Origin of the sequence: Mesorhizobium sp. NZP2298 (genome assembly GCF_013170825.1) — a bacterium.
In the GTDB taxonomy this organism is placed as follows: Bacteria; Pseudomonadota; Alphaproteobacteria; order Rhizobiales; family Rhizobiaceae; genus Mesorhizobium.
In genome coordinates, this window is record NZ_CP033365.1 from 7,305,768 (window position 1) to 7,323,624 (window position 17,857).

The window sequence follows — 17,857 nt, forward strand, 5'->3', positions numbered from 1 at the left end:
AGGCTGCCTTGCGACCAGCATTCGCCGGTATCGACTTCGGCACTTCGAACTCCACTGTCGGCGTGGTCCGCAACGGGCAACCCCGTCTCGTCACGCTTGAGGACGGCCAGGTCACGCTGCCGAGCGCCGTGTTCTTCAATTTCGAGGATGGCCGCATCTTCTTTGGCCGCCAAGCGATCGCCAACTACACCGACAGCGTGGAAGGCCGGCTGATGCGTTCGCTGAAGAGCGTGCTCGGCAGCTCGCTGGCGCATGAAAAGACACGCATCAAGGCGCGCTCGATCGGCTTCATGGAGATCATAGGCCTGTTCCTCGGGCATCTCAGGAAAAGGCTGGAGGAGGATGGCGGCGACCAGGTGGAGACCGTGGTGCTCGGCCGCCCGGTGCAATTCGTCGATGACGATGCGCAAGCCGACGCCAATGCCCAGAGCGACCTGGAAAAGGCCGCGCACGCCCAGGGCTTCAAGCACATCGCCTTCCAGTTCGAGCCGATCGCGGCGGCGCTCGACTATGAGCAGAGGGTGACGCGCGAGGAGCTGGCGCTGATCATCGACATGGGCGGCGGCACATCGGATTTTTCGGTCGTGCGCGTCTCGCCCGAGCGCGCCCGATCGCCGGACCGCAAGGACGACATCCTGGCCAGCCGAGGTGTCCATATCGGCGGTACGGATTTCGACCGGCTGCTCAGCATCGCCCATGTCATGCCGCAGCTCGGCTATCTAACTCCGACCAAGGACGGCAAACGCAATCTGCCGGCCAGCTATTTCATCGATCTCGCGACATGGCAGCGCATCAATCTGGTCTACACCGCCAAGGCGATGACGCATCTGCGCCAGATCCGTTACGAGGCCGCGCGCGCCGATCTGGTCGACCGCTTCATCCACATCGTCGAGCACCGCTACGGGCACGCGCTGGCGGCATTGGTCGAAAAGGCCAAGATCGAGCTGACCGACCTGTCGTCGGCGGAAGTCGCGGTGAGGCTATCTGACGTGGAGTTTGCCGCCGAGATCACACGCAACGGGCTGGACGCCACGATCGCCAGGGACATCGAGCGCGTCACCGCAACGGTGGCCGAGACCATCCGCGACGCGCAGGTCAGGCCGTCCGACATCACGGCGGTGTTCCTGACCGGCGGCTCGACCGCGATCCCGCTGGCAAGACGGGAAATCCTGTCGCTGGTGCCGCACGCTTCCGTCATCGACGGCGACATGTTCGGCTCGGTCGGGCTTGGCCTGGCGCTGGATGCCCAGCGCAAGTTCGGCTGACCCGAACCCTACCCTGGCGCAGACCCGTTCATCTCTGTAGCCAGATGTGCCTTCAGCGCCATCTGGGCCAGGCTTGCCTGCCGATCGCGGTGCGTGATCATGGCGAAGTCGCGCTTCGGCAGTTCAATCGGCACGGCTCTCAGACTGCCCTCAGCCACGGCGCGTCCGACGACGAGTTCCGAGATGATGGTGGCGCCGGCACCCGCCTCCACCGCCTGGCGGACGGCTTCGTTGCTGGGCAGCACCAGGAAGATCTGCAAATCGGCAAGCGAAATGCCCTCGCGCCGCGCAAGGTCCTCCAGCACCTCGCGCGTGCCCGAGCCGCCCTCGCGGATGATCCAGCGCAGGCCCCTGATGTCTGGCCGGCCCGGCGCGGTTTCGACGATCTCGGGATGTGACGCGGCAACAACCAGCATCAACCGGTCGGTATCGACCTTGGCGCGGCGCAATATGTCGGACTCGGTGCGCCCCTCGACCAGGCCGAGATCGGCGGTTCCGTCCAGCACGCTGGCCTCGACCTGCCTTGTGTTGCCGATGCTGACGCTCAGCCGCACCGCCGGATAGGCCTCGTGGAAGGACGCCAGCCGGCGCGGCAGCCAGTAGCTGGCGATGGTCAGGCTGGCGGCGATGGAGAGGCTGCCGGCGACCGTCTGCGAGACATGTTCCAGCACATTGCGGGCGGCGGCGGCCCGCTCCAGCACGGCCTTGGCTTCTGGCAGGAACCGGTGGCCCGTCTGGGCAAGCTCGATGTTGCGGCCGACGCGGTTGAACAGATGGACGCCGTGCTGCTCTTCGAGCGCGCGGATGGCGGCCGAAGCCGCCGACTGGGAGATACCCAAAAGCTCCGCCGCCTTGGTCATGTGGCCGCGCTCGGCGACGGCAACGAAAATGCGCAACTGCTCCAGGGTCATGGACGCATTAAGAACCAATATCGATCGAATTTACAAGAACAACTGATTAGACGGATCGATGGCTTTATTCTACTTTTTCAGGCGAAGTTAGAAAAAATTGGCCTTCAGGTCGCAGCGCATAAAATGATCGGGCGGTTCAGATCCCTGTTTGCCCATTGGGCCCGTGGCATAAGGCGGCGGCTGGCCGGCGATCGCTATCACCCGGAAGAACATTACATGCGCGGCCCGGGGCCGAAGACGCGGGCCAAAGCCGCCGGCCGTGCGGGCACAACCAGCCCATGATCCACGGTCCGCCGCGCGGCGCGAATTCGGCACCATCGCAACGCCCGCTTGCCGACACGCGCGCGCCCGATGAGGGTGACGGCGTCGACACCTCGCCAAGCGTTTCGGACAGCATCGCCAAGACCACCTGCTACATGTGTGCCTGCCGGTGCGGCATCGACGTACACATCAAGGACGGCAAGGTCCGCTACATCAACGGCAACAAGGACCATCCGGTCAATCGCGGCGTGATCTGCGGCAAGGGCAGTTCCGGCATCATGCAGCACTACAGCCCGGCCCGGCTGAAGAAGCCATTGCTGCGCACCGGCCCGCGCGGCTCGGGCGAGTTCCGCGAGATCGAGTGGGAAGAAGCGTTTGCGATCGCCACCGAACGGCTGTCCGCCATCCGCCGGAACGATCCGAAGAAACTCGCCTTCTTCACCGGCCGCGATCAATCGCAGTCTCTCACCGGCTGGTGGGCGAGCCAGTTCGGCACGCCGAATTTCGCCGCCCATGGTGGCTTCTGTTCAGTCAACATGGCGGCCGGCGGCCTTTACTCGATCGGCGGCTCGTTCTGGGAGTTCGGCGAGCCCGACTGGGACAACACGCGATATTTCATGCTGTTCGGCGTCGCCGAGGATCATGATTCCAACCCGATCAAGATCGGCCTCGGCAAACTCAAGGCGCGCGGCGCCAAGGTGGTCTCGATCAATCCGTGCCGGACCGGCTACAATGCGATCGCCGACGACTGGATCGGCATCCGGCCCGGCACCGACGGCCTGTTCGTCTTCGCCCTCATCCACGAACTGCTGAAGGCTGGCCGCGTCGATCTCGATTATTTGCTCCGCTACACCAACGCCCATATCCTCGTCGTGCAGGAGCCTGGCGCCTCCGACGACGGGCTGTTCGTTAGGGATGCCGACGGCAACCCGCTGGCCTGGGACAGGGTGGCGAAGACCGCCGTCAAGGCCATCGACCCGGAGGCAAAGCCGGCGCTGACCGGCAGCCTTGAAATCGACGGACGCCGCTGCACGCCGGTGTTCCAGCTGATCGCCGACCGATATCTTGACGAGAGCTACGCCCCCGATGCGGTCGCCGAGCGTTGCGGCATTGCCGCCGATACGATCCGCCGGATCGCCGCCGAACTCGCCCATGTCGCCTTCGAACAGACGATCGAACTGCCGGTGGCCTGGACCGACTGGGCCGGACGCCGGCACGCGACGATCAAGGGGCGGCCCGTGTCGATGCATGCCATGCGTGGCATCTCCTCCCATTCGAACGGTTTTCACACCTGCCGCGCCATCCACCTGCTGCAGGTGCTGCTGGGCACGGTGGACGTTCCCGGCGGCTTCCGCTTCAAGCCGCCCTACCCCAGATCGGCGCCGCCTGGCCCGAAACCCGCCGGCAAGACCGTCAAGCCGATGACGCCGCTCGACGGCATGCCGCTCGGCTTTGTCTGTGGGCCGGACGATCTGCTGGTCGATGAGGCCGGCACGCCGCTTCGCATCGACAAGGCCTATTCCTGGGACGCTCCGCTGGCGGCACACGGACTGATGCACACCGTCATCCGCAATGCCTGGGCCGGCGATCCCTACCCGATCGACACGCTGATGATGTACATGTCGAACATGGCCTGGAATTCCTCGATGAACACCGTCGAGACGATTGCCATGCTGACCGACCATGACGAGGTGGGCAACTACAAGATCCCTTTCATCATCTATTCCGACGCCTATTACTCCGAGACCGTCCCGTTCGCGGATCTGGTGCTACCCGACACCACCTATCTCGAACGCCATGACTGCATCAGCCTGCTCGACCGGCCGATCAGCCACGCCGACGGGCCGGGTGACGCCATCCGCCATCCCGTCGTCGAGCCGGACCGTGACGTCAGGCCGTTCCAGTCGGTGCTGATCGAGTTGGGTGCGCGGCTGGGACTCCCCGGCTTCGTCAATGACGACGGAGCGGCCAAATATGCCGACTATGCTGACTACATCGTCAACCACGAGCGCTCGCCCGGCATCGGTCCGCTGGCCGGCTGGCGCGGCAAGAACGGGACGTCGATCGGCAGGGGCGAGGCCAATCCGGATCAGTTGCAGCGCTACATCGACAATGGCGGCTTCTGGCATCACGACTTTGCCAACGACCAGCGCTACTACAAGATGGCCAACCGCTCCTATCTCGATTTCGCGGTGCAGATGGGTTTTATCCCCAAGGCCGATCCGATCGTTTTCCAGCTCTATTCCGAGCCGATGCAGCGCTTTCGGCTGGCCGCGCGTGGCCATGGCCGTGTCCAGCCGCCGGAGGGCGAGCGTCAGCGCATCGAGACCTACATGGACCCGCTGCCGTTCTGGTACATGCCCTTCGAGGAAGCGGCCGTCGACCTCGATAAATATCCGCTGCATGCGCTGACGCAGCGGCCGATGCACATGTATCATTCCTGGGGCTCGCAAAATGCCTGGCTGCGGCAGATCACCAGCCAGAACCGGCTGTTCGTGCACCACCGCACCGCTGCCGGCCTCGGCCTCGTCGACGACGACTGGGTCTGGATCGAAAGCATCAATGGCAGGGTGAAGGGGCAGATCAAGCTGATCGACGGGGTGAACGAAAGCACGGTCTGGACCTGGAACGCGATCGGCAAGCGTCGCGGCAGCTGGGGGCTGAAGGATGACGCCGCCGAGAGCAATCGCGGCTTCCTGCTCAACCACGTCATCGGCGACCAGACCTCGGCCGACGCGCAGGGCAAACGTTATTCGAATTCCGACCCGGTCACCGGCCAGGCGGCATGGTTCGATCTTCGCGTGCGAATCGTCAAATGCGCTGATGAGGAAGCCGGCTTCACCGAGCCGCAATTTGAGCGTTTCCACCAGCCGCCGCATTTCGAGCCCTCGCCCGACAAGCTGACTTTCGGCGCCGAATTTCGCCGGGCAAGAGAGGCCGCGGAATGACCTGCCTTCCCTCTCATACGGATAAGAAGCTCGGTCTGGTCATCGATCTCGACACCTGCGTCGGCTGCCAGGCCTGCGTCACCGCCTGCAAGGAATGGAACACCGGCGGACACATGGCGCCGCTGACCGACATCGACCCCTATGGCGGCCATGTCGATGGGGTCTGGTTCAACCGCGTGCACAGCTATGAGCACACCACCGAGATGGGCGGGCGTACGGTCAATTTTCCGCGCTCCTGCCTGCATTGCGAGACGCCGGCCTGTGTCACCGTCTGCCCGACCGGCGCCTCCTACAAGAGGGCCTCGGACGGCATCGTGCTGATCGACGAAGACAAGTGTATCGGCTGCAAATTGTGCAGCTGGGCCTGTCCCTATGGCGCGCGCGAATTCGACACCGATGTCGGCGTCATGAAGAAATGCACGCTCTGCGTCGACCGCATCTACAACGACAATCTGGCTGAGGAAGACCGCGTGCCGGCCTGCGTCGCCGCCTGCCCGACAAGCGCGCGGCACTTCGGCGATCTCGGCGATCCCCTCTCGGCCGTCTCGCAACTGGTGGTGGAGCGCGGCGGGGTCGACCTGATGCCGGAACTCGGCTATCGGCCGACCAACAAATATCTGCCCCCGCGCGCGCATACGCAGCGCGCCGCATCGGTCACCGCTCCCGCGCTGGAGCCGGTGCGGGCCGAAGGGGGTTTCCTCGGCTGGGTCGACCGCATGCTTTCGAACTGACATCCATGCATCCAGCCCTCTCCGTTGTCTTCTTCACCACCGCCACTGGTGCCGGCTACGGCCTGCTCGCGCTGCTTGGCGTGCTCGGTGGGCTCCAGATCATCCCGCCCGATTTCTGGCTCGGCCTCATCGGCCTGGCGCTGGCGCTCGGCCTGGTCGCGGCGGGATTGTTGTCCTCGACCGGTCATCTCGGCCGGCCCGAACGCGCATGGCGGGCGTTCTCGCAGTGGCGCAGTTCCTGGCTGTCGCGCGAGGGCGTGTCGTCGATCATCACCTTCATCCCGGCGGGACTGTTCGGCATAGGCTGGGTGTTCTTCGGCCACACTGATGGCTGGGTGGCCATTGCCGGGTTGCTGGCCGCCATCGGTGCGATCGTCACCGTCTGCACCACTGGGATGATCTATGCGTCACTGAAGCCGATTGCCCAATGGCACAGCCGCTACACCTTGCCAGCCTATCTGATCTTCGCGACCATGACCGGCAGCATTCTGTTGAACGCGCTGCTGCAGGGCTTCGGCATCGGCTCAAGAGCCATGCTTGCGCTGTCGATGCTTGCCAGCCTTGTCGGCTGGGGCTGGAAACTCGCGACGTGGCGCTACAATGACCGGCTCGAGATCCCAACCACCGCCAACACCGCGACCGGTCTGGCCGGCGGGACGGTGCGGTCGCTGGAATGGCCGCATACCGAGGAAAACTACCTGCTCAAGGAAATGGGCTTCCGCATCGCGCGCAAGCACAGTGCGAAGCTGCGCCGGATCACGCAGCTGCTGGCCTTCGCTCTGCCCGTCCTGCTGCTCATCGCCACCTTCGCCCTGCCCTGGCCCTTTGCGGCGGCGCCGTCGGTGCTCGCCGCGATCGTCCAGTTTGCCGGCATGCTGGTCGAGCGCTGGCTATTCTTCGCCGAGGCAAAGCACACGGTCACCCTTTACTACGGACGTTGACAGTCAGCCAGGCCGCAGCATCGAACCGGAAATCGCAAAGATGCGCTGGGTGCCAAGCATGTAAGCCATCAGCGTTTCCAGCCGGAACAGGCCGGCATAGGCGCGGTCGAGCACATTGAGCGAACCGGTATAAGCGCCGAAGGCCGGCATTATCATGCGGCCGCCATCGCCGGCAAAGCAGCGCCTACGCACCGAGCGGCCTTGTTGCACGATCCGCGCGCAAGGGTGCAGATGGCCTGATACCTCGCCCTCGACGCGCAGCTTGGACGGTTCATGCCGGAACAGCAGCGAACCTATGGCCAGTTCCCGCACGGTTTCACCGGGTAGATCGGCCGGCGCTTCCGGATCATGATTGCCGGCGACCCAGAACCAGTCACGGCCTGCCATCAGCGCTTCCAGCCGCTCGCGAAAGCTTGCATGCATGCGCTCGGCGCCACCGCCATCATGGAAGCTATCGCCCAGGCTGATGACGATCGACGGCTGGTAGTCCGATATGACCGCCTGCAATCTGAGCAAGGTCGCACCGGTGTCGTAGGGCGGGATCAGCATCCCGCGCCGTGCCAGCGACGAGCCCTTTTCCAAGTGCAGGTCGGAAACGGCCAGAAGCCTGAACTCGGGAAAATAGAGCACGCCGCGCGGATCGCAGACCGCGCGCTCGCCGGCGATGCCGATCATCTCGGCCTCGCCAATCAGCGATGCGCGTGCAAGCGAAAAATTCATTCCTCGACCATCTCCGGCCCCATGGCCTCCTCGACCAATGTCGCCGCATCCATCAACAGTGTTTCGTCGGCTTCGCCGTTCACCGGCATCTTGCCGATCTCGAGCATGATGGGCACGGCGAGTGGCGAAATCTGCTCCAGATTCTTATGCATGATTCGACCCTGGATGCGCGAGAGCATGTCGGCAAGTCTGCTGACATCGAGCAGACCGGCTGCCGCATCGGCGCGCGTCGCCTGCAGCAGGATGTGGTCGGGCTCATGGCTGCGCAGCACGTCGTAGATCAGATCAGTCGACACGGTGACCTGGCGACCGCTTTTCTCCTGACCCGGATGGCGTTTCTCGATCAGTCCCGAAATCAGCGCGCAGTTGCGGAAGGTGCGCTTGAGAAGCCAGCTGTCGGCCAGCCAGGCTTCGAGATCGTCGCCCAGCATGTCCTGGTCGAACAGCGCGCCGAGCGACGGTTTTCGAGCCTTGAACATGGCGCCCATGTCACCCAGCGACCATATGGCCAGCGCATAGTCGGTGGCGACGAAGCCGAGCGGCCTGGCGCCTGCCCTGTCGAGGCGGCGGGTGAGCAACATGCCGAGCGTCTGGTGGGCGAGCCTGCCCTCGAAGGGATAGGCGACCAGATAATGGCGGTTGCCGCGCGGAAAGGTCTCGATCAGCAGGTCATCGCGTTTGGGCAGCACCGACTTGTCGGCCTGGAATCGCAGCCAGTCGGCCACCTGCTCGGGCAGCTTCTTCCAGCGCTGCGGATCGTCAAGCATGATGCGGACCTGTTCGGCGAGATAGGTCGAAAGCGGGAACTTGCCGCCACCATAGTAGGGCACCTTGGCATCGCTGCCGGGCGCGTTCGACACAAAGCATTCGTTCTCGCGAATGCCTTCGAAGCGCAGCACCTTGCCAGCGAACATGAAGGTGTCGCCATGCGTCAGCGTTTCGAGGAAGGCCTCCTCGATCTTGCCGAGAACGCTGCCGCCGCGCGTAGCCGAGCCTTTGCTGCCAGCCTTGACGTAACGCACGTTGAGCGCCGGCACTTCGATGATGGTGCCGACATTGAGCCTGTATTGCTGGGCAACGCGCGGATTGGAAACCCGCCAAAGGCCATCCTTGTTCAGGCGGATCCGGGCGTATCGCTCATAGTTCTTCAGCGCGTAGCCGCCAGTGGCGACGAAATCGATGACGCGGTCGAAGGTCGGCCGATCGAGGCTGGCATAGGGTGCCGCCGTTCGCACTTCCTCGAACAGATCATCGGCGCGGAAGGGTGCGCCACAGGCGCAGCCGAGCACATGTTGGGCCAGCACATCGAGACCGCCATCGACCAGCGGCGGTGTATCCTGTGCACCGAGATAGTTGGCGTCGAGAGCGGCCCGGCATTCCAGCACCTCGAAGCGATTGGCGGGGATGAGGATCGCCTTTGACGGTTCGTCCATGCGGTGGTTGGCGCGGCCGATGCGCTGCGCCAGCCGGCTCGCCCCCTTCGGCGCGCCGACATGCACGACCAGATCGACATCACCCCAGTCGATGCCGAGATCGAGCGTCGAGGTGGCGACGATGGCACGCAGCGCGTTCTCGCCCATCGCCTTCTCTACGCGCCGGCGCTGGGCGACATCGAGTGAGCCGTGATGAAGCGCGATCGGCAAGGTGTCCTCGTTGACCCGCCACAATTCCTGGAACAGCAGTTCCGCCTGGCTGCGGGTGTTGACGAACAGCAGCGTCGTCTTGTGGCGCTTGATCTCGCGATAAATCTCCGGCGTGGCGTAGCGGGCCGAATGCCCTGCCCATGGCACGCGCTCTTCGGAGTCGAGGATGGAGATCTCGGGCTTGGCGCCACCCGTGACGACGATCAATTCGGACATGTCGCCGGGTGGATTCTGGCTGACCAGCCAGCGTCGCAGTTCGTCCGGTTCGGCCACCGTCGCCGACAGGCCGATTGTCTGCAGGCCAGGCACAAAGCTGCGCAGCCGCGCCAGGCCGAGCGCCAGCAGATGGCCGCGTTTCGACGTCACCAGCGAATGCAGCTCGTCGAGCACGACATAGCGCAGGTCTTCGAAGAAGCGCCCGGCATCGCCGGCCGCTATCAGCAACGCCAGTTGCTCGGGCGTGGTCAGCAGAATATCGGGCGGCACCAGCTTCTGCCGCTGGCGCTTGTGCGACGGCGTGTCGCCGGTGCGCGTCTCGATGCTGATCGGCAACCCGATCTCCTCGACCGGCTTGCCAAGATTGCGCTCGATGTCGACGGCCAGCGCCTTGAGCGGCGAGATGTAGAGCGTGTGTATGCCGCGATGCGCCTGCCCCGGCTTTCGCCTTGGCCTGATGGCCAGTTCGGTCAGCGAGGGCAGGAAGCCGGCCAGCGTCTTGCCAGCCCCGGTCGGCGCGATCAGCAGCACCGATTGCCCGCTTTGAGCCTTCGCCAACAATTCGATCTGATGGGCGCGCGGCGACCAGCCTTTCTCGCCGAACCATCTGAGGAATGGCTCGGGCAGGGCCACAGTGGCATTCTGTTCGGCAAGGCGCGGCTCAACTGTCACGGGCAAGAGGTAGCGCGGCCACGGGCAATCGCCAAGGAAAATCGGAACAAAAGGGGATCGAGGAGAGCGCTCCCCTTCCCGTCGCTATACGGCGAGAGGATGCCGGCAGGGCAGGTAAGGGGCAGCGCCAGCGATCACAAATTGACTTTGGCGCGATCACCTGCAGGCTCGCGCCGCCCCTCATCCGCCCTTCGGGCACTTTCTCCCCGTATAGTAACGGGAGAAGGAAGGAGCTTACGGCCGCCGAAACCCCGTCGGGCCGCCATAGAGGTAACCGATGCGGGCGATGGCATCCTTCAGCCCTTCGCGTGAGACCAGCATGGTGTGGCCATTGGCATGGATCATGGTCTCGGCATCGGTCATGACCGCGACATGACCTTTCCAGAAGACGAGGTCGCCCCGGCGCAATCCGGCATGGTCCGGGCCCGGATCGAGCGGCTCGCCGATGCTTGCCGCCTGCATGTCGGAATCGCGAAGCACGTCCCGGCCGGCCATGCGCATCGCCAGCTGCACGAGGCCCGAACAGTCAATGCCGAAGCCGGACGCGCCACCCCAAAGATACGGTGTTCCAAGAAAGGTCTCGGCCACCGCGACATAGTCGGCGGCGACTTCGCCGATTGGCCGCAAATGGCCCGCGATGATCGCCTCGCCAGAGGGCAGGACGGCATAGTACGTACCGCGCGTTTCGGCGCTCCCCGCCACGGTCACCATCGATCCCATTGATAGCCGTCCAGCGATCGGAAAGCGCAGATCCGGACCGGGGTAGAGGAAGGTGCGGGGCACCGAGACGATATGGGTGGGCGCGTGGTCCCGTCCGCCCAGCATGGATGCGTTGACGTAGCCGACATAGCTATCGCGTTCGGCCTGGATCCAGGCCCAGCCTTCGGCTTCCTCGAAAACCAGCACATCGTCACCGAACAGGGCCTGCGTGTTGATGCCCGCGTCCGGCTTGGGCGCCTTGCGGATATCGGCCACCGAGGCCGAAATCCGCGCCGGCCGGCCGGCGACGAAACGGTCGGCGAGGACCTCGCCCTTCAGCCTTGCGTCGGCAAGGTCGGAACGGAAAGCGTGAAGGCGGGCATCGTGAGCGGTCAAATCGGCAATCCGGTCAAATGGCTAGTGGTCAGATGGGCAGTTCGAGCGCCCTGGCGATGATACCATCGCCGAAGCGCTCGACAAAGAGCGCGCCCTCGACCGTTCGCTTGATCAGGACATTGCGCTTGTCGAGCTCGTCGCGATGGCGCGAGACCAGCTTCAGCGCGCCCATCGTGTCGAGCGCGCGGGTGATGACCGGCTTGGTGACGTTGAGGCGAGCGGCGAGCCCACGCACCGTATGCGGCGGCGGATCGAGATAGATGGTGAACAGGATCGCCGTCTGGCGCATGGTCAGGTCGGGTGCGTCGTCGCGCACCTGCGACAGCATCACCTGCTGCCACAGTCGCAAGGCCTGGCTCGGGCGCATCGCAATCGACATCGCACAAGCATGACACCAAATTGTTTCGGTTCCGTTTCAGTTTCGGCGATTTGCCGGCTCTGTTGGCCGGCTCAGCCGAAACGCTTGGAAATGACCCGCTCCAAAGCCCTGATACCCTGGGCTTCGCCGCCAGCAGGGCCATGCGGGCGGTCGGCGGGGTTCCAGGCGAATATGTCGAAATGCGCCCAGCTCTCGGTCTTCTCGACAAAGCGCTTGAGGAACAGGGCAGCGGTGATCGAGCCGGCGAACCCGTCCGTGGTGACATTGTTGATGTCGGCGATCTTCGATGACAGTTTCGCATCGTAAGGCCGCCACAGCGGCATGCGCCACAGCGGATCCTCGACCGCGGCGGAAGCCGCGGCCAGATCCGAGGCCAGCGCCTCGTCACCGGTGTAGAAGGGCGGCAGATCGGGGCCAAGCGCGACACGGGCGGCTCCCGTCAGCGTGGCCATGTCGACCAGGAGCTGCGGTTCCTCGTCGTCGGCGAGCGCCAGAGCGTCGCCCAGCACGAGCCTCCCTTCGGCGTCCGTGTTGCCGATCTCGACCGTGATGCCCTTGCGGCTCGCCAGCACGTCGCCGGGTCGAAAAGCATTGCCGGCGATCGAATTCTCGACCGCGGGGATCAGCACCCGCAACCGCACGTTCAATCCGGCGGCCATGATCATGGAGGCCAGGCCAAGCACGTTGGCAGCGCCGCCCATGTCCTTCTTCATCAGCAGCATGCCGGATGACGGCTTGATGTCGAGGCCGCCAGTGTCGAAACAGACACCCTTGCCGACCAGCGTCACCTTCGGCGCGGCCTTCGGTCCCCATGTCATGTCGATCAGGCGCGGCGCGCCGGTCGAGGCACGGCCGACGGCATGGATCATCGGGAAATTCTGGGCGAGCAGGTCGTCGCCCTTGATGACAGAGACTTCGGCCTTATGAACACCGGCCAAGGTTCGCACCGCCTTCTCCAGATCGTCCGGTCCCATGTCGCTGGTCGGCGTGTTGACCAGGTCGCGTGTCAGAAAGACGCCATCGGCGATACGGCGAACACGCCCTGCGTCGACACCGGCCGGCAGACGGAAGCGCAACGCCTTGCCCGACTTCTTGCCATAGCGGGTAAAGACATAGCCGCCGAGCGCCAGTGCGATTGCCGCGAGTTCCGGCTCGTTCGGCGTCGCGGCGAAATGCCAGTCGCCTTCCGGCAGGTTTTTGGACAATACACCGAGTGCCAACGCGCCGTCGCCGTCTCCAATGCCGAACAAGGCCCCGGCAAGCGCACCGTTTTGGCCGGGCACCGCCAGCGTCCTGCCTGCCTCGCCGGAAAAGCCGTTGGCCCTGGCCCAGGCCATCGTGGATGGCGCAAGGCCCGCGGCCTCCAGACCGTCCCTGGCCACCAGGTGCACCGGCAACGCGCCGTCCAATTTCTTCTCGACGAGTTCGACAGGCATTCGATGTTCTCCATGCCGAACCCAAACCGAGTCGGCGTTTCTTAACTCTCCGTTAGGGTTAACAGAATATTTCTGCGGGAGGGAAGATGGCCACGCAATGGCCGCGCGCATGAATGGAGGCTTGGGTAGCGATGCCGACCGACCGCACAGTGAATGCCAGGGGAAAACGGCTCGTCACCACGGCCCTCATGCTGGCGCTCGCGGCGGGCGTCGCCGGCTGTGGAACCGACAAGCTCACCACCGGCTCGATCGGCCGCACCGGCGGCAAGCCGCTTGCGACCATGTCGGCTGGAGAGTTGCACAGTGCGACGGCCGCCCTTGGCCAGTCCTACGCCAGGAACCCCAACGACAAGCGAATCGCGACCAACTTCGCGGCCGCGTTACAGATGGACGGCGATGCCGACCAGTCGCTTGCCGTGATGCGCAAGCTGGCGATCGCCTACCCCAAGGACCGCGACGTGCTCGCCGCCTATGGCAAGGCGTTGGCCGCCAATGGCCAGTTCGAAGCAGCGCTCGACGCCGTGCGCCGCGCGCAGACACCGGAATATCCTGACTGGAGGCTGGTGTCGGCGGAGGCGGCCATCCTTGACCAGATCGGCCAGAAGGACGACGCGCGCCAGCTCTACCGCAAAGCCCTCGAACTCAAGCCGAATGAGCCCTCGGTTCTCTCCAATCTCGGCATGTCCTATGTGCTGGAAGGGGATCTGCGTACCGCCGAGACCTATATGCGCTCGGCCGCCCAGCAGCCCGGCGCCGACAGCCGTGTACGCCAGAACCTGGCGTTGGTCGTCGGCCTGCAGGGCCGTTTCGACGAAGCCGAGAAAATCGCCTCGCAGGAGCTTTCGCCCGAACAGGCACAGGCCAATGTCGCCTATCTCAGGCAGATGCTGGCCCAGCAGAATGCCTGGAGCCAACTCAAGGATCAGGACAAGGCGAAGCCGGCAACCAACTGACAACGATTTCGCCGACAGACGTTGAAAGCCGCGCTGCATGCAGCGCGGCTTTTGACTTTGGGCGAGGACCTGCCGGACTTTTACTGACTGGTCGACGCTGGCGCCCCGGAATGATCGCCAAAGATGCCGCGCTGGCTGACCTGGATGCCGGCGGGGCCCAGGATGATGGCGAAAAGCACCGGCAGGAAGAACAGGATCATCGGCACGGTGAGCTTGGGCGGCAAGGCGGCGGCCTTCTTCTCGGCGGCGTTCATGCGCATGTCGCGGCTTTCGGCGGCAAGCACGCGCAACGCGTGCGCCACGGGCGTGCCGTAACGTTCGGCCTGGACGAGCGCCTGCGAGACCGATTTGACCGATTCCAGGCCGGTGCGGCTGGCAAGATTCTCATAGGCCTGCTTGCGTTCCTGCAGATAGGAGAGCTCGGCGTTGGTGAGGATGAACTCTTCCGCCAGAGCCACCGACTGCGCGCCGATCTCGTCGGCAACCTTGCGCAGCGCGGCTTCCACCGACATGCCCGACTCGACGCAGATCAGCATCAGGTCGAGCGCATCAGGCCACGCCATCTGAATCGACTGCTTGCGCTTGGTGGCGCGGTTGTTGACATAAACGACCGGTGCGTAGAAGCCGCCATAAGCAACGAGGACGCAGACGAACAGCCGCACGACCAATGGTTTGTCCGGTAACCCTCCAAGCACGAATATGTAGACCAGGGCCAGCGCGAAGCCGACAAAAGGCAGCACGAGACGAAAGAAGAGAAATCGCGTCAGCGGGTTCTGCCCGCGAAAGCCGGCGACCTTGAGCTTCTGCAAGGTGTTCTCGTCGGCCAGGGCGCGCCGCAGGTCGAGCCGGTCGACAATGTTGCGCATGCCTTCCGACTGTTGCTCGCGCAGGCCTTTGCGGCGGCGATCAGCATCGCTAGCAAGCCGAGCACGCTGCTTGGCGCGAAGCTCGTCGCGCTCCAGCGCGACCGACTTCATGCGCGCCTTGAGCTGGTTGCCGCCAAGCGCCGGCAGCAGTGTAAAGACGGTCGCGAACACGGCGATGGCGACCAGCACCGCGATCAGAAACGCCGGATCCGTCAGAGACTTGACGACTTGTTCACTCATGCCGCGGCCCTAGACATCAAAGTTCATCATCTTGCGCATCACGAAGATGCCAATCGACATCCAGACGGCGGAAACGCCGAGGATCAGATTGCCAACACTGGTGTTGAACAGCGGCATCAGGTAGAGCGGGCTCGATAGGTAGACCAGGAAGGCGACGATGAAGGGCAGCGCGCCGATGATGGCGGCCGACGCCTTCGCCTCCATGGACAGCGCCTGGACCTTGGCCTTCATCTTCTTGCGGTCACGAAGCACGCGCGAGAGGTTGCCCAGCGCTTCGGACAGATTGCCGCCGGCCTGCGACTGAATCTGGATGACGATGCCGAAGAAACTCGCCTCGGTGCATGGCATGGTTTCGGGCATACGCAGGGTCGCATCGGGGATCGACAGGCCCATCTGCTGCGAATCGACGATGCGACGAAACTCGGTCTTCACCGGCTCCGGGGATTCGTTGGCGATCAGGCGCACGGCATCATTCAGGGGCAGGCCGGACTTGACCGCGCGCACGATGATGTCGAGCGCATTTGGAAATTCGTTGAGGAATGCCTTGACGCGCCGGGCGCGGCGAAATGAGACGAACCAGCGCGGCAGGCCGAGCGCACCGGCCAACAGCACGCCTGGCAGGACAAGCATCGGCGCCCCGGCCATGAAGGCGACCACGGTCAGCGCGAGGCCGCATATGGCGGAATAGATGTAGAAGCGCTCGATCGAAACCTTCATGCCGGCCTGGCGAAGCTGGGCTTTGAGCGGCGGCTTCTTGACGGCGTTGTCCTTGGTTCTCTGCTTCTCGTCGAGGTCCTTCAGCGAATCCTGTACCGATTTACGGCGCTTGGCCGCATCCGCCGCGCGGTCGCGCGTGGCCTTGACGATGGAACGGTCGGTCTCCGCGGCCTTGATGGTTTCAAGCCGCTTGCCGGCCTGTTTCTCATTGCTGATCTGGTTGAACAGGAACGCATAGGCGACCGCGCCGGCGCTGAAGCCGGCGAGCACGACAAAAGCCAATACGGTGCCGTCAATTCCAAACATCGACCAGAACCTTCACGCCGGCGGATACGTCAGTCAGCACGTTTCTCCATCGCCTCGAGCGCAGTGGCGAGGCGCTGTTCCTCGCCGTAGTAACGGGCTCGATCCCAGAAATGCGGGCGGCCGATGCCGGTCGAGACGTGCTCGCCCAACAGCCTGCCGTTGGCGTCCTCGCCCTTGATGTTGTAGAGGACGATATCCTGGGTGATGATGACGTCGCCTTCCATACCGATCACCTCGGTGATGTGGGTGATGCGGCGCGATCCGTCGCGCAGACGCGCCGCCTGGATGATCACGTCGATGGAGCCGACGACGATCTCGCGCACGGTCTTCTGCGGCAGCGAATAACCGCCCATGGCGATCATGGATTCAATACGGTTCAGGCATTCGCGCGGGCTGTTCGAGTGGATCGTTCCCATCGAACCGTCATGGCCGGTGTTCATCGCCTGCAGAAGGTCGAACACTTCGGGTCCGCGCACTTCGCCGACGATGATGCGCTCGGGCCGCATGCGCAGGCAGTTCTTGACCAGATCGCGCATCGTCACTTCGCCTTCGCCCTCGAGGTTGGGCGGGCGGGTTTCCAGGCGCACGACATGCGGCTGCTGCAGCTGCAGTTCGGCCGAGTCCTCGCAAGTGATGACGCGCTCCTCACGGTCGATGTAGTTGGTCAGGCAGTTGAGCAGCGTCGTCTTGCCCGAGCCGGTGCCGCCCGAGATGACGATGTTGCAGCGAACGCGGCTGATGATCTTGAGAACCTCGGCTCCCTGCGGGGAAATGGCGCCGAACTTGACCAGCTGATCGAGCGTCAGCTTGTCCTTCTTGAATTTTCGGATGGTCAGTGCGGCTCCATCGATGGAGAGCGGAGGCGCGATGACGTTGACGCGGGAGCCGTCGGGAAGGCGTGCGTCGCAGATCGGGCTGGATTCATCGACACGGCGGCCGACCTGGCTGACGATACGCTGGCAGATGTTGAGAAGCTGCTGGTTGTCGCGAAAGCGAATGCCGGTCTGTTCGACCTTGCCGTTGACTTCGATATAGACGTTCTTCGACCCGTTGACCATGATGTCGGCGATGTCGTCGCGTGCGAGCAATGGCTCGAGCGGCCCATAACCAAGCACGTCGTTGCAGATGTCATCGAGCAGTTCCTCCTGCTCGGCAATCGACATCGCGAAGTTCTTGATCGCGATGATATCGTTGACGATGTCGCGGATTTCCTCGCGCGCGCTTTCGGGTTCGAGCTTGGCGAGCTGCGAGAGGTCGATCGTGTCGATGAGCGCCGAGAAAACCTGGCTCTTTGTGTCGTAGTAGGTTTCGCTCTTTTCGCGACCCCGCTTCGCCTCCGGCGCGATGGGCGGCGCTTCGACCGCGCGGCGAGCCGGCGGAGCGACAGGTGCGCCTGGCTGCGGCTGTGCCGCGGGCCGGGCCAAAACCGCCGTATCCGCTGAACCCGCGGGCGGCGGCGCGGCCGGCGCAGGTGCTGGCTGGCGGAATTCCGGCGTGAACCGGTTGCCGTCGTCGTTGCCTCTTTTACCGAACATGATCGACTACCGACCCCACTGC

Annotated in this window: 14 protein-coding genes; 5 read left to right on the top strand and 9 right to left on the bottom strand. The window is 64.1% G+C overall.

Annotated features, from left to right (window positions below):
• Positions 1-8 precede the first annotated feature (8 nt).
• Positions 9-1,265, top strand: coding sequence for an Hsp70 family protein (locus tag EB231_RS34800; protein WP_172352738.1), 1,257 nt, complete (start codon positions 9-11; stop codon positions 1,263-1,265).
• Between the two features lie 8 nt (positions 1,266-1,273).
• Here the strand turns inward: EB231_RS34800 and EB231_RS34805 are convergent, their stop codons facing one another.
• On the bottom strand, positions 1,274-2,176 hold the full coding sequence (locus EB231_RS34805) for a LysR family transcriptional regulator (RefSeq protein ID WP_172352739.1): 903 nt from the start codon (positions 2,174-2,176) through the stop codon (positions 1,274-1,276).
• Positions 2,177-2,454: 278 nt separating this feature from the next.
• On the opposite strand from EB231_RS34805, the gene EB231_RS34810 reads away from it, so the two are divergent.
• The 3 genes from EB231_RS34810 to EB231_RS34820 are packed head-to-tail and all read left to right on the top strand — an operon-like array spanning position 2,455 to position 7,057.
• Entirely contained in the window at positions 2,455-5,385 is a 2,931-nt protein-coding gene (locus EB231_RS34810) for a molybdopterin oxidoreductase family protein (RefSeq protein ID WP_172352740.1), read from the top strand.
• On the top strand, positions 5,382-6,116 hold the full coding sequence (locus EB231_RS34815; RefSeq protein WP_172352741.1) for a 4Fe-4S dicluster domain-containing protein: 735 nt from the start codon (positions 5,382-5,384) through the stop codon (positions 6,114-6,116). The genes EB231_RS34810 and EB231_RS34815 overlap by 4 nt, the downstream gene beginning before the upstream one ends.
• Positions 6,117-6,121: 5 nt before the next feature.
• Entirely contained in the window at positions 6,122-7,057 is a 936-nt protein-coding gene (locus EB231_RS34820; RefSeq protein ID WP_172352742.1) for a dimethyl sulfoxide reductase anchor subunit family protein, read from the top strand.
• 3 nt (positions 7,058-7,060) lie between these two features.
• Here EB231_RS34820 and pdeM read toward each other — a convergent pair whose 3' ends face one another.
• The 5 genes from pdeM to EB231_RS34845 all read right to left on the bottom strand — a co-directional run bounded on the left by pdeM (position 7,061) and on the right by EB231_RS34845 (position 13,218).
• Positions 7,061-7,777 carry a ligase-associated DNA damage response endonuclease PdeM gene (gene pdeM / locus EB231_RS34825; protein WP_172352743.1) on the bottom strand — a complete coding sequence of 239 codons (717 nt, stop codon included), beginning with the start codon at positions 7,775-7,777 and terminating at the stop codon, positions 7,061-7,063.
• Positions 7,774-10,308, bottom strand: coding sequence for a ligase-associated DNA damage response DEXH box helicase (locus EB231_RS34830; protein ID WP_172353154.1), 2,535 nt, complete (start codon positions 10,306-10,308; stop codon positions 7,774-7,776). The genes pdeM and EB231_RS34830 overlap by 4 nt, the downstream gene beginning before the upstream one ends.
• Before the next feature lie 234 nt (positions 10,309-10,542).
• Positions 10,543-11,403: a C40 family peptidase gene (locus EB231_RS34835; RefSeq protein WP_172352744.1), complete on the bottom strand. Its 861-nt coding sequence runs from the start codon at positions 11,401-11,403 to the stop codon at positions 10,543-10,545.
• 28 nt (positions 11,404-11,431) lie between these two features.
• Positions 11,432-11,782 carry a MarR family winged helix-turn-helix transcriptional regulator gene (locus tag EB231_RS34840; RefSeq protein WP_095787293.1) on the bottom strand — a complete coding sequence of 117 codons (351 nt, stop codon included), beginning with the start codon at positions 11,780-11,782 and terminating at the stop codon, positions 11,432-11,434.
• A gap of 71 nt (positions 11,783-11,853) precedes the next feature.
• Positions 11,854-13,218, bottom strand: coding sequence for a leucyl aminopeptidase family protein (locus tag EB231_RS34845; protein WP_172352745.1), 1,365 nt, complete (start codon positions 13,216-13,218; stop codon positions 11,854-11,856).
• A gap of 131 nt (positions 13,219-13,349) precedes the next feature.
• On the opposite strand from EB231_RS34845, the gene EB231_RS34850 reads away from it, so the two are divergent.
• Positions 13,350-14,171, top strand: coding sequence for a tetratricopeptide repeat protein (locus tag EB231_RS34850; RefSeq protein WP_172352746.1), 822 nt, complete (start codon positions 13,350-13,352; stop codon positions 14,169-14,171).
• Positions 14,172-14,251: 80 nt separating this feature from the next.
• Here the strand turns inward: EB231_RS34850 and EB231_RS34855 are convergent, their stop codons facing one another.
• From EB231_RS34855 to EB231_RS34865, 3 genes are read right to left on the bottom strand one after another with little or no spacing between them, the layout of a single operon-like run.
• Complete coding sequence (locus EB231_RS34855) at positions 14,252-15,277, bottom strand: type II secretion system F family protein (protein WP_172352747.1); 1,026 nt, start codon at positions 15,275-15,277, stop codon at positions 14,252-14,254.
• 9 nt (positions 15,278-15,286) lie between these two features.
• Complete coding sequence (locus EB231_RS34860) at positions 15,287-16,300, bottom strand: type II secretion system F family protein (protein WP_172352748.1); 1,014 nt, start codon at positions 16,298-16,300, stop codon at positions 15,287-15,289.
• A 29-nt stretch (positions 16,301-16,329) separates the two neighbouring features.
• On the bottom strand, positions 16,330-17,835 hold the full coding sequence (locus tag EB231_RS34865) for a CpaF family protein (RefSeq protein ID WP_172352749.1): 1,506 nt from the start codon (positions 17,833-17,835) through the stop codon (positions 16,330-16,332).
• Between the last annotated feature and the right edge of the window lie 22 nt (positions 17,836-17,857).